General features: G+C 71.3%; 13 protein-coding genes. 10 read left to right on the forward strand and 3 right to left on the reverse strand.

Annotated features, from left to right (window positions below):
- Positions 1 to 66 precede the first annotated feature (66 nt).
- The 9 genes from NE235_RS17100 (at position 67) to NE235_RS17135 (ending at position 9,070) form a co-directional block, all read left to right on the forward strand.
- Positions 67 to 2,199: a pentapeptide repeat-containing protein gene (locus NE235_RS17100; RefSeq protein WP_252803963.1), complete on the forward strand. Its 2,133-nt coding sequence runs from the start codon at positions 67 to 69 to the stop codon at positions 2,197 to 2,199.
- Between the two features lie 24 nt (positions 2,200 to 2,223).
- Positions 2,224 to 2,349, forward strand: coding sequence for a hypothetical protein (locus tag NE235_RS37445; RefSeq protein ID WP_289848762.1), 126 nt, complete (start codon positions 2,224 to 2,226; stop codon positions 2,347 to 2,349).
- A gap of 81 nt (positions 2,350 to 2,430) precedes the next feature.
- Complete coding sequence (locus tag NE235_RS17105) at positions 2,431 to 2,637, forward strand: hypothetical protein (RefSeq protein ID WP_252803965.1); 207 nt, start codon at positions 2,431 to 2,433, stop codon at positions 2,635 to 2,637.
- A gap of 67 nt (positions 2,638 to 2,704) precedes the next feature.
- Positions 2,705 to 4,315 (forward strand): hypothetical protein, encoded by a 1,611-nt coding sequence (locus NE235_RS17110; RefSeq protein WP_252803966.1) that lies wholly within the window; start codon positions 2,705 to 2,707, stop codon positions 4,313 to 4,315.
- A 218-nt stretch (positions 4,316 to 4,533) separates the two neighbouring features.
- A complete protein-coding gene (gene pdhA, locus NE235_RS17115; RefSeq protein WP_252803968.1) occupies positions 4,534 to 5,655 on the forward strand; it encodes a pyruvate dehydrogenase (acetyl-transferring) E1 component subunit alpha in 1,122 nt (373 codons plus the stop codon).
- Positions 5,656 to 5,703: 48 nt separating this feature from the next.
- Complete coding sequence (locus NE235_RS17120) at positions 5,704 to 6,681, forward strand: alpha-ketoacid dehydrogenase subunit beta (protein WP_308206095.1); 978 nt, start codon at positions 5,704 to 5,706, stop codon at positions 6,679 to 6,681.
- 2 nt (positions 6,682 to 6,683) lie between these two features.
- Positions 6,684 to 8,087: a dihydrolipoamide acetyltransferase family protein gene (locus NE235_RS17125; protein WP_252803970.1), complete on the forward strand. Its 1,404-nt coding sequence runs from the start codon at positions 6,684 to 6,686 to the stop codon at positions 8,085 to 8,087.
- Between the two features lie 144 nt (positions 8,088 to 8,231).
- Positions 8,232 to 8,648: a type II toxin-antitoxin system HicB family antitoxin gene (locus NE235_RS17130; RefSeq protein WP_252803972.1), complete on the forward strand. Its 417-nt coding sequence runs from the start codon at positions 8,232 to 8,234 to the stop codon at positions 8,646 to 8,648.
- 41 nt (positions 8,649 to 8,689) lie between these two features.
- Entirely contained in the window at positions 8,690 to 9,070 is a 381-nt protein-coding gene (locus NE235_RS17135) for a cytotoxic translational repressor of toxin-antitoxin stability system (RefSeq protein ID WP_252803974.1), read from the forward strand.
- A gap of 123 nt (positions 9,071 to 9,193) precedes the next feature.
- Here NE235_RS17135 and NE235_RS17140 read toward each other — a convergent pair whose 3' ends face one another.
- Both NE235_RS17140 and NE235_RS17145 read right to left on the reverse strand, forming a co-directional pair.
- Entirely contained in the window at positions 9,194 to 10,405 is a 1,212-nt protein-coding gene (locus NE235_RS17140; RefSeq protein WP_252803975.1) for an RNA polymerase sigma factor, read from the reverse strand.
- Complete coding sequence (locus NE235_RS17145) at positions 10,402 to 10,773, reverse strand: YciI family protein (RefSeq protein WP_252803977.1); 372 nt, start codon at positions 10,771 to 10,773, stop codon at positions 10,402 to 10,404. Before NE235_RS17145 ends, NE235_RS17140 begins: the two co-directional genes overlap by 4 nt.
- 186 nt (positions 10,774 to 10,959) lie before the next feature.
- Here NE235_RS17145 and NE235_RS17150 point away from each other — a divergent pair, with 186 nt between their 5' ends.
- On the forward strand, positions 10,960 to 12,450 hold the full coding sequence (locus NE235_RS17150; RefSeq protein WP_252803979.1) for an MFS transporter: 1,491 nt from the start codon (positions 10,960 to 10,962) through the stop codon (positions 12,448 to 12,450).
- A 4-nt stretch (positions 12,451 to 12,454) separates the two neighbouring features.
- Here the strand turns inward: NE235_RS17150 and NE235_RS17155 are convergent, their stop codons facing one another.
- Positions 12,455 to 13,282, reverse strand: coding sequence for an endo alpha-1,4 polygalactosaminidase (locus tag NE235_RS17155; RefSeq protein WP_252803981.1), 828 nt, complete (start codon positions 13,280 to 13,282; stop codon positions 12,455 to 12,457).
- Positions 13,283 to 13,355: the final 73 nt, after the last annotated feature.

A 13,355-nucleotide genomic window follows, 5' to 3' on the forward strand; every position in this document is an offset into this window, starting at 1 on the left:
GGCCGATGACGGGATGCCTCCTCCGATGGGATCGTAGGGGCCGATCACCCCTCCGGAGGAATCGTCATGCGCGCCGAGGACCTGACCGAGCCCGAGTCGGCCCTATGGGAGGCGTTCCCCGCCGCGCGGACCGTCGACCTCGGCGGCCGGGGTGAGGTGCGGGCCGAGGTGATCGCGGCGCTGCTCTCGGGCGCCCGGCCGCCCGAGCCGGGACGGGTGCCCGCCGTCCGGCTCACCGGCGCGAAGATCACCGGAGCGCTCGACCTGTCCTTCGCCGACGTGCCGTACGCCGCCCTGCTGCGCGACTGCGTGTTCGCCGAGAGCCCCAGCCTGTACGGCGCCCGGCTCCGGCAGGTCAACCTCTCCGGTTCCCGGCTTCCGGGCCTGCAGGCCTCCGACGCCCGGATCGACGGCCTGCTCTGGCTGGAGGGCTGCCGGTTCGACGGACCCGTCGTCATCGTCGGAACGCAGGTCGACGGCGCGTTGTCCCTGACCTCGGCGCGGATCGACGGGGAAGACGCCCTGCGGGCCGACGGCCTGACCGTCGCCCGCGACCTGATCGCCACCGGCCTCACCGTCTCGGGAGCGGCTCGCCTGCGGGGCGCGCGGATCCAGGGCGCGATCGTCCTCGACCGCGCCCGGCTGTCCTGCCCGGGCGGCGTCGCACTGGATCTCGACCGCGCCCGCGTCGAGGGCGCCGTCGTGATGGGCAAGGGGCTGCGCGCCGAGGGGATGGTCAGCCTGCGGTCCGCGGTGATCGGCGGGGCGCTGGAGCTGGACGGCGCGGAGCTGGTCAATCCCTCGGGCGTGGCGCTGCGCGGCCACCTCCTCACCGTCGGAAGCAGCCTGCGGGCCGCGAGCATCCGGGTGACCGGGCAGGTCTACCTCGACGCGGCGCACATCACCGGATCGATCAACCTGGACGGCGCCCACCTGTCGAACCCGGGTGGCGCCGCGCTGCGCGCCTCCCGGGCGGAGATCACCGGCGGCCTCTTCGGCAAGTACGGGTTCGTCGCCGACGGCGCGATCCACCTGGTCGACACACGGGTGGGAGCCAGCGTCGACCTGTCCGGCGCCCGGATCACCGCCTCCGGGTCCGTCGCGCTCAAGGCCGCAGGGATCTCCGTCGGCGGCGCCCTGAACTGCGGCGACGGCTTCACCGCCGTCGGCGAGGTGGTGCTCGAGGGCGGCACCGTCCGGGACTCGCTCGACCTGGACGGGGCCCGGCTGTCGAACCCGGGCGAGTCGGCGCTGTCCGCGGACCGGATCGAGGTGGGCGGCACGCTCTCCGGCAAGGGCGGCCTCACGGTCGACGGGGAGATCCGCCTCCTGGACGCCCGCGTCGGCGCGAGCGTCGAGTTCAACGGGGCGGCACTGTCGAATCCGGGCGGCCGCACGCTGACCGCCTGGGGCATCCAGGTCGGCCGGGTGGTCGACTGCTGTGACGGGTTCACCGCCGACGGCCGGGTCTCCTTCGCCGGCGCCCAGGTCGGCGGCCAGGTGTGCTTCGCGGACGCGGCGATCGACGCGTCCGTCGCCCTCCGTGGGACGCGGGCCGACAATCTCCGGCTGACCGAGAACACCCGCATCACCGGCCCCCTCGACCTGCGGCACGCGACGATCACCGTCCTCCGCGATCACCCGGCGGGCTGGCCGGCCGAGACCCTCCTCGCGGGGTTCACCTACGACTCCTTCGACACGCCGCTGTCCGCGGCCGACCGGGCGGCCTGGCTCGACGGCGCGGCCACGTACCAGCCGCAGCCGTACGAGCAGCTGGCGGCCGTCTACCGGCGGCTCGGGCAGGACGCCGACGCCCGTACCGTCCAGCTCGCCCGGCAGCGCCACCGCCGGCGGACCCTGCCGCGCTGGCTCGCCGCCTGGAGCCTGGTCCAGGACTGGACGGTCGGGTACGGCTACCGGCCGCAGCGGGCGGTGCTCTGGCTGGCCGGACTGCTGCTCGCCGGCGTCGCGGCGTTCGGCGGCCACCATCCGCCGCCGCTCAAGGCCGACGAGGCGCCGCCGTTCAACCCGGTCCTCTACACGCTCGACCTGCTGCTGCCGATCATCGGGTTCGGCCAGGAGTCGGCGTACGCGCCGCGCGGCTGGCAGCAGTGGCTCGCGGCGGCACTCGTCGCGGCGGGCTGGATCCTCGCCACCACCATCGCCACCGGCGTCACCCGCGTCCTATCCCGCCAATAGCCGGACCGGATTCCTACTTCTTTGATGGACGAGTACCTGGCCGACTACGAACGCCGCAAGGGACCGGTCTCGGTACGAGAACAGGAGGAGGCACGCCAGGTCTTCGACGAGGTGTTCGCCGAGGAGGGCAATTGGCCCGCCGCAAGCTGAGCCACGAGGGCACCCTGGTGCTCGACTGCGAGGGACTGTCGCCGAACCGATAAGGCACGACTGGCCTGGCTCCTTCCCGGTGTGCGGATCGCCCCGGTCGGCGAAGAGGAGGCCAAGGCCGCCTCTACGATGCTGATCGGCGCCGGGTTGCACGGCCACAAGTACGCGATCGACGCCGCTGTGGCCGAGATGGCCGTACGGCAGCGACGTCCCGTCGTCCTTCTCACCTCGGACATCGACGACATGACGAAACTCTGCGGTGATCGGGTGCGTCTCGTGTCCGTGTAAGCGGTCACACCGGGCGGGGCGTCGGCGCGCTATATATGTTGGTTCTGTCCTCGCCCCGGAGTGGTGGATGCTGATCGATGACCTGACCAAGCCCGAGCGCGTGCTCTGGGACGCGTTCCCGCGCGGGGAGACCGTGGACCTGTCCGGCGGTGACCAGGACTTCGACGCCACGAACGCCTGGGGCCCCGAGCGTACGATCCGGGCCGAGGTGATCTCCGCGCTGCTGCTGGGCGGGCGGGAGACCGAGCCCGGCCAGGTCGCCGCCGTGCGCCTGACCGGCGCGCGGATCACCGGCACCCTCAACCTCGGGCACGCCCACGTCACCGTTCCGCTCGCGCTGACCGGCTGCCAGCTCACCGACGCGCCGCACCTGTACTGGGCGCAGCTGCGCAGCGTCCACCTCATGCGCTGCCGGCTGCCCGGCCTGGTCGCCTCCGGCGTGCGCATCGACGGGCACCTGTGGCTGGAGGGCAGCCACATCTACGGCGGCGTCTGGCTCGACAGCGCCCACATCACCGGCATCCTCAACCTGACCGGCGCGTACCTGTCGCACCCGAACGGCGACTCGCCGCTACTGGCCGACCGCCTCATCGTCGACAACAACGTCTACTGCGACCAGGGCTTCACCGCCGAGGGTGAGGTGCGGCTGCCGGGCGCGCACATCGGCGGCCTGCTCAACCTGCGCGGCGCGCGGCTGCGCAACCCCAGGGGCCAGGCGCTGTACGCCAGCCGGCTCGTGGTCGCGGCCAACATGTTCTGCGACGGCGGGTTCGGCGCGGAGGGGGAGATCCGGCTGCGCGGCGCGCGGATCGGCGGGTACCTCTCGATGGTCGGCGCCACCGTGTCCAACCCGGGCCGTACCACGCTGAACTGCGACGACATGAGCATCGAGACCGACATCCACTGCTCGGACGGCTTCCGCTCCGACGGCGTGGTCAGCCTGGCGGGCGCGCACATCGGCGGCCTGTTCAACCTGCGCGGCGGGCGGCTCGCCAACCCGGCCGGCGTCGCGCTGAACCTCCAGCGCGCCCAGGTCGAGGAGGTGATGCTGCGCCCCGCCGAGCCGGTCAAAGGCGTCGTCGACCTGAGCTACGCGCGGATCAAGCTGCTGCGCGACGACCCGCTGTCCTGGGCGCCGAGGTACCAGCTCGACGGCCTGACGTACGAGATGATCGATCCGCCGCTGACCGCCAGGGAACGGCTCAAGTGGGTGGCCCGCGACACGGACGGCTACATCCCTCAGCCGTACGAGAAGCTCGCGGAGACCTACCGGGCCCTCGGCCACGACGGCGAGCGGCGCAGCGTCCTGCTGGCCAAGCAGCGGGCGCGCCGCGACACCCAGCCCGTGCCGCGCCGCATCTGGGGTTACGCCCAGGACTGGACGGTCGGCTACGGGTACCGGCCGTTCCTGGCCGCCGCGTGGCTGGTGGCGCTGCTGGCGATCGGCACCGTGGTGTTCCAGCACCGCCCGCTGATCCAGGAGCCGGGGCACAACACGCAGTTCAACCCGTTCCTGTACACCCTTGACCTGCTGCTTCCGGTGGGTTCGCTGGGTCAGGAGGGGGAGTTCGCCCCCCACGGCATCTACCTGTGGATCTCCGACGCGCTCGTCGCCGCGGGCTTCGTCCTCGGCCTGACCGTCGCCGCCGGCGCGACCCGCGTCCTGTCCCGCGAGTGATCCACCACTAGCGAATCGGCGCGTGATTCGCGTTGGTGGCAGGGCACAACCTTGCGGGTACGTTTCCGTAGGAGCAAGGGCTTGCGCCCGGGTACGTGGCCTCTGTCACGATGACGACTACGTCTCCCGTACTCGCCGGGATCCGCGGGAAGGGCGACGCGCAACCAGGCCGACCGCGGCGATCCCGCGGACGGCCCTGAACGCACGAGGAGTGGCACGTGATCGTCGACGCCGCGCGCGGTGCGCCCCTGGGCACCGACGCACAGTCTCCCCCGCCGGAACTCGTCCAGCTGCTCACCCCTGAGGGTGAGCGCGTCGAGCATCCCGAGTACGACGTGAACCTGACCCCCGAGGAGATCAAGGGCCTGTACCGCGACCTGGTGATCGTCCGCCGGATCGACACCGAGGCCGTCGCGCTGACCCGACAGGGCGAGCTCGGCATCTGGGCCTCGCTGCTCGGCCAGGAGGCCGCGCAGATAGGCTCGGCGCACGCCCTGCGGACCGGCGACATGGCGTTCCCGAGCTACCGGGAGCACGGTGTGGCCTGGTGCCGGGGCGTCGACCCGCTCGACCTCCTGGGCCTCTTCCGCGGCGTCAACCACGCCGGCTGGGACCCGAAGGCCCACAACTTCCACCTCTACACGATCGTCATCGGCAGCCACGCCCTGCACGCCACCGGCTACGCCATGGGCATCCAGCGCGACGGGGCCGAGAACGCCGCCATCGTCTACTTCGGCGACGGCGCGACCAGCCAGGGCGACGTCAACGAGGCGTTCGTCTGGTCGGCCGCGCAGAACGCCCCCATCGTCTTCTTCTGCCAGAACAACCAGTGGGCCATCTCCGAACCGCTGGAGAGGCAGTCCCGCATTCCGCTGTACCGCCGCGCCGAGGGCTTCGGCTTCCCCGGCGTCCGCGTCGACGGAAACGACATCTTCGCCGTTCTCGCCGTCACCCGGAAGGCCCTCGACAACGCCCGCAGCGGGCAGGGCCCCACGCTCATCGAGGCGTTCACGTACCGCATGGGCGCGCACACCACCACCGACGACCCGACGCGCTACCGGCTTCAGTCCGAGCTGGAGTCCTGGAAGCTCAAGGACCCGATCGAGCGTCTCAAGGCGTACCTCGTCAAGAACGAGATGGCCGACCGTGAATTCTTCGACGCGATCGACGCCGAGGCCAAACAGGTCGGCTCGGACCTGCGGAGACGCTGTCTAGAATTGCCCGACCCGGAGCCGACGGCGATCTGGGAGAACGTCTATGCCACCGAGCACTCGCTGCTCGCGGAGGAACGCGACCAGTTCACCTCGTACCTGGCGTCGTTCGAGGATGTGTCCCGATGAGGGGGCGGCCGGTTCCGGCCGGGGGTACGCGCGGAGGGGAGTTCGACGGTGAGCGCTGAGACGCTGACTCTTTCCAGAGCGATGAACGAGGGCCTTCGCAAGGCCATGGAGAACGACCCGAAGGTCCTCATCATGGGAGAGGACGTCGGCAAGCTCGGCGGCGTCTTCCGGGTGACCGACGGTCTGCAGAAGGACTTCGGCGAGGCGCGCGTCATCGACACGCCGCTGGCCGAGTCCGGCATCGTCGGCACGGCCATCGGGCTGGCGCTGCGCGGCTACCGGCCGGTGTGCGAGATCCAGTTCGACGGGTTCGTGTTCCCGGCGTTCAACCAGATCACCACGCAGCTCGCCAAGATGCGGATGCGCTCGCTCGGCACGCTCGAACTCCCGGTCGTCATCCGCATCCCCTGCGGCGGCGGCATCGGCGCGGTCGAGCACCACAGCGAGTCGCCGGAGGCGTACTTCACCCACACCGGCGGCCTGCGCGTCGTCGCCTGCTCCAACCCGTCCGACGCGTACACGATGATCCAGCAGGCCATCGAGTGCCCCGACCCGGTGATCTTCTTTGAGCCGAAGCGCCGCTACTGGGACAAGGCCCCCGTCGACCGCGACCTGTCCAAGGCCGTGCCGTTCGACAGGGCCGTCGTCGCGCGCCCCGGCGAGGACGTGACCGTGCTCGCGTACGGGCCGATGGTCAAGACGTCGCTGGAGGCCGCGCAGGCCGACGAGAACCACTCGATCGAGGTCGTCGACGTCCGCTCGCTGAACCCGCTCGACGAGGAGACGATCCTGGAGTCCGTACGCCGCACCGGCCGGTGCGTCGTCGTGCACGAGGCGCCGGTCTTCAACGGGTACGGCGCCGAGCTCGCCGCCCGGATCACCGAGAAGTGCTTCTACCACCTGGAGGCACCGGTGCTGCGGGTCGGCGGCTTCTCCACGCCGTACCCGCCGTCCCGCCTCGAGGACCACTACCTGCCCGACCTCGACCGCGTCCTCGACGCCGTCGACCGGACCTTCGCGTGGTGAGCATGGGTGAGCTGAAACAGTTCAAGCTGCCGGACGTCGGCGAGGGCCTGACCGAGGCCGACATCGTCAAGTGGCACGTACGGCCCGGCGACCCCGTCGAGGTCAACCAGACGATCGTGGAGATCGAGACGGCCAAGGCCGTCGTCGAGCTGCCCTGCCCGTTCGAGGGGACGGTCGCCGAGCTCCTCGTCGAGGAGGGCACGACCGTCGACGTCGGCGTCCCGATCATCGCGGTCGCCGTCGGCGGCGACGTCCCGGCCGCCGCGGAGACCGCGCCGACGGAGGCCACGCCGGCGGAGGGCGCGCAGGAGCCGGGCATGGTCGGCAGCCCCGCCCCGGCCGTCGACCCGGCCGCTCCGGAGCAGAAGCGCGTCCCGGTGCTCGTCGGCTACGGCGTGAAGGCCGGCTCGACCAAGCGCCGCCCGCGCAAGGCCCCGGCGCCCGCTGGACCGGTCCCGGCCGCGACCGCCGCTCCGGCCGTACGAGCGGCGGAGCCCGCCGCTCCGGCGCAGACCGTCCCCGTTCCCCGCCCTGCGGGGTCGCGGGTCGCGGTGCTGGCCAAGCCCCCGGTCCGCAAGCTGGCCAAGGACCTCGGCGTCGACCTGGCGACCGTCGCCGGCACCGGCCCGCAGGGGTCGATCACCCGCGACGACGTACGCCAGGCCGCCGAGGCGCCCGCCGCCCCGGCCCGTACGGTGGGCGAACGGCGGGAGGAGCGCATCCCGATCCGCGGGGTGCGTAAGCACACGGCGGCGGCCATGGTGCAGTCGGCGTTCACCGCGCCGCACGTCACCGAGTGGCTGCAGGTCGACGTGACCGAGACGATGAACGCCGTGAAGCGGCTGCGCGAGCTGCCCGACTTCGAGGGCGTCAAGGTCTCGCCGCTGCTGCTGGTCGCCAAGGCGCTCCTGCTGGCGGTCCGCCGCAACCCGCTGATCAACTCGGCGTGGGACGAGGACGCGCAGGAGATCGTGGTCAAGCACTACGTGAACCTGGGCATCGCCGCCGCGACCGAGCGCGGGCTGATCGTGCCGAAGGTGCGCGACGCCCACGACCTGTCCCTGCCGGACCTGGCCCGGGCGCTCGCCGACCTCGCCGCCACGGCGCGGGCCGGCAAGTCCACCCCGGCCGACCTGTCCGACGGCACGATCACCATCACCAACGTCGGCGTCTTCGGCGTCGACGCGGGCACCCCGCTCCTGACCCCCGGTGAGTCGGCCATCCTCGCCTTCGGCCAGATCCGGGACATGCCCTGGGTACACGGTGGCGAGATCAAGGTCCGCAAGGTGACGACGCTGGCGCTGTCGTTCGACCACCGCATCGTCGACGGCGAGCTCGGCTCCGCCGTCCTCCGCGAGGTCGGCGCCATGCTCGAGGACCCCATGCGCATGCTCGCCTGGTCCTGATCGCGCGGGAAGGGGCTCCGGGCCACGCCTCGGAGCCCCTCTCCCGTCACCACGGACGGCCCGCCCCACACCGAGGTACGTTGAGTACTTGACGTACCTGCCGTTGTCACAAAAGCGGCATGATCGGTGACAGGGAGTGGCATCATGTCGTCTGTGCACTTCAACAGCTACACAGAAGCGCGCGCGCATCTGAAGGATCTCCTCGATGCGGCGGAACTCGGATGCACGGCGACCGTACGCCGGGAGTCCTCGATGGCGGCGGTCGTGGACGCCGAGCGACTACGACACTTCCTCGCCCTCGTCAGCCCGGTTCGCGCGCAGGTGGTGGCGGAAGACGGCGGCTGGTCGGTGTTCCTCCCAGGGATGCCCATCTCCGCCGATGGCGCCACCTTCGACGAAGCGATCGCGGAGATGGTGGACGCCCTCCGTGAGTATGCCGCCGACTGGCAGGAGCGACTGCGTGAGGCACCGAACCATCGCCGGCAGTGGGGACTGGTCCAGCTGATCAACCTCAGCGACGACGACCAGCTACGCGAGTGGCTCACCGGGGACGGCGCATGAACTGGCCACGACCCACCCGGAAGGATCACGAGTGCTTCTGCGTGACCGAAAGCTGGCGTCGGGTGCGCGACGCACGTGGACGCACCGGAACCCATCACGTCACCTATGAACTCGACCTTCCCGACGGGTCGATCCTGCGTACCAGGATCTCCCACCCGGTCGATCGCAGCGGTTACGGCAAGAGCCTGTGGGCGCACATCCTCCGTGACCAGCTCGATGTCTCGGAGCAGGAGATCTGGGCCTGTGTTCGCGATGGCCAGAAACCCGACAGAGGAGCTCCCCCGCCGGCGCAAGACGCCCTCCCTGCTGAAATGGTGCGTCTTTTGATCACACGGGTCGGACTCACGGAGAAAGAGGTCGCCGAGATGACCCGGGAGCAGGCCATCATCCGGCTGCAGCAGTACTGGCTGGATGGCATCTGAGTGGACTGGCCACCGTGACGCCGGTGGTGACCCCCCAAGACCGGCGAACCGGTCACCGTTCGTCAACGTCGACGGCACGGAGACCACAACGGCGGCGCCATGGCCGCGTCACGGGGACGCTGTTCAGGTTCTGAGCCGGCCGGCCCGGGACTCCAGGTAGCGCTGTTCGGCAAGGCTGGCGGTGGCCTTCGCGGCGCGCCGGTAGTGCTCGTACGCCCCGGCCGTGTCGCCGGTCTTCTCCAGCAGGTGCGCCCGTACGGACAGCAGCCGGTGATGACCGGCCATCCGCTCGTCGCCGTCCAAGGTGGACAGCAGGGCCAGCCCGGCCGGCGGGCCCTCGATCTCGGCGAGTGCGATCGCGCGGTTCAGGGTGACCATCGGGTTGGGGGCGATCCGTTCCAGAATCAGGTAGAGGGCGTGCACCTGCCGCCAGTCGGTCTCCCCGGCCGTGGCCGCGTCGGCGTGTGTGGCGGCGATCGCGGCCTGCAGCTGGTAGGGCCCCAGCGCCGGGCCGGCCAGTGACGCCTTGATCAGTTCGGTGCCCTCGTCGATCAGTGCCCGGTCCCACTTCGTACGGTCCTGCTCGTCCAGGGGCACGAGGTCACCGGCCGCCGTCGTACGGGCGTCCCGGCGGGCGTGTGTCAGCAGCATCAGCGCGAGCAGGCCGGTCACCTCACCGTCCTCGGGCAGCTGCGCGTGCACCATCCTGGTCAGCCGGATCGCCTCGCGCGCGAGGTCGGGGCGGTGCAGCGCACTGCCCGAGGACGCGGCGTACCCCTCGTTGAAGATCAGGTAGAGGACGTGCAGGACGGCCCGCAGCCGTTCCTCGCGCTCGGCGCCCTCCGGCAGGCCGAACGAGGCGCCGGCGGCCTTGATGCGCTGCTTGGCCCGGCTGATCCGGACCGCCATCGTGCCCTCCGGCACCAGGAACGCGCGGGCGATCTCGGCGGTGGTCAGGCCGCCGACCGCCCGGAGCGTCAGCGCGATCTGGGAGGCCGGGGTCAGCATCGGATGGCAGCACAGGAACAGCAGGAGGAGCGTGTCGTCGGTGTCCGGTACGTCCTCGGGCAGCACGTCGCCGGCCGACGCCGACTCCCGCTCGCGGCGCGCGTGGTCACTGCGGATCTGGTCGATGAGCCGCCGGGACGCGACGGCCACCAGCCAGCCGCGCGGGTTGTCCGGCACGCCCACGGCCGGCCACTGCACGGTGGCGGCGAGGACGGCCTCCTGTACGGCGTCCTCGCATCCCTCGAACCGGCCATGCCGGCGTACCAGCGCGCCGAGGACCTGCGGCGTGAGCTCACGCAGCAGGTCCTCGGTGATCGAAGCCGTCACGCCTCCAATTGTCCGTCGGCGAACATCACCTGCCGCACCTCGACGCCCAGGCCCTCGATCGCGGCGTCCGGGATCCGCGCGGCGAGCTCGACCGCCCGCTCCTTGTTCTCGCAGTCGATCAGGTAGAAGCCGCCGAGGTACTCCTTGGCCTCCAGGTAGGGCCCGTCGGTCACCACCGGCCGGCCGCCGCGTACGGACACCACCGCGGCCTGGGACGGGTCGACCAGCGCCTGAGTGGTGATCAGCTCGCCGGACTCCTTCAGCGCCTCGATGAACGCGCCGTGGCCCTCACCGATCGCCGCCTTCTCCTCGTCGGTCAGCGCGTCCAGCACGGCCGGGTTGATGTGCATGCTGATCAGGAACTTCATCGTCTGCCCCTTTGTCGTTCGCGAGCCCCTGGCCGGGGCCCTTCGCTCGGTTGGTCGGAGCCGCGGCCGCCGGCTTTACATGCCCCGCCGGAACACTTCCACGGAATTCTCGCCGCGCCGATGTCAAGAAGTCCCCGGCCGCTCCGACCGACCGGCGAAACGTCCTGCGAACAGAGAGTCCCGAAGATGCGAATCACTCGTGCCTGGCTGGGCGCGGCCCTTCTCATGCTGCCGACCCTGCTCGTCGCGATGGACACGACCGCCCTGCTCCTCGCGCTCCCGCGGCTGAGCGCCGACCTCGGCGCCGGCAACGTCGAGCAGCTGTGGATCAGTGACGGCTACGGATTCATGGTGGCCGGCCTGGTCATCACGATGGGTACGCTCGGCGACCGGATCGGCCGCCGGCGGTTGCTGATCATCGGCGCGGCGGCGTTCGCGGCGCTGTCGCTGGTCGCCGCCTTCGCCGTCGATCCGCTGATGCTGATCGTCGTACGGGCGCTGCTGGGCGTCGCCGGCGCGACCCTGGCGCCGTCCACACTCGCCCTGATCACCAACTTGTTCCGTGACGACCGGCAGCGCGGGAAGGCCATCGCGATCTGGGCGACCTGCCAGTTCACCGGTGGCGCGCTCGGCCCCGTACTCGCCGGACTCCTGCTCCAGCACTTCTGGTGGGGGTCGGTGTTCCTGGCCGCGGTACCGGCGATGGTCCTGCTGGTGCTCGCCGGGCCGGTCGTGCTGCCGGAGTTCCGCGGCGACCATGGCGGCCCGCTGGACCTGGGCGGCGTCGGACTGTCGCTCGTGGCGGTGCTGGCGACGGTGTACGGCATCAAGCGGCTGACCGTCGCGAGCGAGCCGGTCGCGCCGACGGTGGCCATCGTCGGCGGCGCGGTGTTCGGAGTCCTGTTCGTACGGCGGCAGCTGCGGCTGGAGACGCCGCTGCTGGACCTGCGGCTGTTCCGGAGCCGTCCGTTCACGGCCGTGATCATCGCCCTGGTCTTCGCCGGTGTCGCCATGGCCGGTACGGGCCTGTTGGTGACGCAGTACCTGCAGAACGTCCTGGGCCACTCGCCGGTCGCGTCGGCGGTGCTGTTCGCCCCGATGGGCCTGGGGGTGGCGGCCGGCACCATGACCGCGCCGGTCCTGACCCGGTGGATGCGGCAGACCACCGCGATCGCCGGCGGGCTGGCCGGGTCGGCGCTGGGCGGGCTGCTGCTGGTCACCGTCGGCGGCGCCGGTGCCCTGCCGCTGGTGATGACCGGCATCGCGGTCCTCGCGCTGGGCACGGGCCCGCTGTTCGCGCTGGGCACCGGGCTCGTCCTCGGGGCCGTGCCTCCGGAGCGGGCCGGCTCCGCCGCGTCGATGTCGGAGACCGGCAACTACCTCGGTGGTTCGCTCGGCTTCGCGCTGCTCGGCGTGGTGGCCGCGGCGGTCTACCGCAGCGGGGCGCACGGCACCTCCGACTCGCTGGCCGGCGCGGTCGCCGCGAGCCGACACCTCCCCGCAGGCCAGGGCGCGGAGCTCCTGCACACGGCGCGGGAGGCGTTCACCGCGAGCCTGCACGTCACCGGCCTCGTCGCCGCGGGCATCTTCACCGCGCTGGCCGTACTCGTCCTGACCATGCGCCCGGCGACGCGGACCACCCCTGCCGTGCTCCCCGAGTACGAGGCGGCCGGCTGAGGGGTCAGGGGCAGGTCTGGCGCTTGGCGGTGAGGTCGAGGGTCTTGCGGATCGAGCTGAGGCGCAGGCGCTTGGACTCCGCGCAGAACCTGCTCAGGGGCAGGTTGTACTCGGCGTGGAAGACGGGCTTGCCCGCCGTGATGAAAGGCTTGAGCGTCGCGCACTCCTCGTACTCCGCGCACTGTTCGTTCACCGCGAAGTCGAAGTCCTTGACCAGGGACGGGATCTGGTCGAGGTCGTTCTTCAGCCCGACCGCGAGGCCCTTCTGGTGAGCGACGCGCGCCAGCATGCGGTTGAACGCCAGTTGCTGCTTCGCGGTGAGCGGGAAGCCGGAGTCGGCCTGGTAGGCGTCGACGTTGTCCGGCTCGACGCCGTCGAAGCCCTTGGCCCTGCACTGGTCCAGGCGCTTGGCCCAGATCCGCTGCAGCACGTCGAGCTTACGGATGTCGAGCCAGCGTTCCTTCGGCCATCCGTCGAGCTTCTTGCCGATGACGGACTTGGGGAACGACGCGTGGTCGGGCCGCCCCTCCTCCACCGAGCCGGCGCTGACGTAGCAGATGACCTTGCGCCCCTTGCCGTGCAGCGCGGTCACCGTCGACTTGGGCGTCTCGAACATGTCGACGTCGTAGACGCTCGCCTTGACCGACGTGTCGACCTTCCCGCTGAGCTGCCACTGCCAGCTCACGCCGACCTTCGGCCGCCACCAGGAGGCCGCCTGCACGGTCGCGGGCGCCGTCCGGTGAGCGGACACGTCGCGGGCGCCGCCACCGGCACCGCCACAACCCGCGAGCGTGACGAGGGAGAGCGCGAGAACCGCGTGCCGCAGAGCCATAGTCGATCAAGGTACCCGCAACCCGCCGGTACATCCGGGTTTCGGGAGAGGAGATGACGGGCCCGAATCGCGC

Origin of the sequence: Actinoallomurus spadix, from assembly GCF_024055725.1 — a bacterium.
Lineage (GTDB): Bacteria > Actinomycetota > Actinomycetes > Streptosporangiales > Streptosporangiaceae > Actinoallomurus > Actinoallomurus spadix.

Bases quoted from the DNA above. Each gene is read 5' to 3' on its own strand.
- NE235_RS17150 (WP_252803979.1), top strand. From the start codon at position 10,960: ATGCGAATCACTCGTGCCTGGCTGGGCGCGGCCCTTCTCATGCTGCCG.
- NE235_RS17145 (WP_252803977.1), bottom strand. From the start codon at position 10,773: ATGAAGTTCCTGATCAGCATGCACATCAACCCGGCCGTGCTGGACGCG.
- NE235_RS37445 (WP_289848762.1), top strand. From the start codon at position 2,224: ATGGACGAGTACCTGGCCGACTACGAACGCCGCAAGGGACCGGTCTCG.
- NE235_RS17125 (WP_252803970.1), top strand. From the start codon at position 6,684: ATGGGTGAGCTGAAACAGTTCAAGCTGCCGGACGTCGGCGAGGGCCTG.
- NE235_RS17130 (WP_252803972.1), top strand. From the start codon at position 8,232: ATGTCGTCTGTGCACTTCAACAGCTACACAGAAGCGCGCGCGCATCTG.
- NE235_RS17100 (WP_252803963.1), top strand. From the start codon at position 67: ATGCGCGCCGAGGACCTGACCGAGCCCGAGTCGGCCCTATGGGAGGCG.
- NE235_RS17155 (WP_252803981.1), bottom strand. From the start codon at position 13,282: ATGGCTCTGCGGCACGCGGTTCTCGCGCTCTCCCTCGTCACGCTCGCG.
- NE235_RS17110 (WP_252803966.1), top strand. From the start codon at position 2,705: ATGCTGATCGATGACCTGACCAAGCCCGAGCGCGTGCTCTGGGACGCG.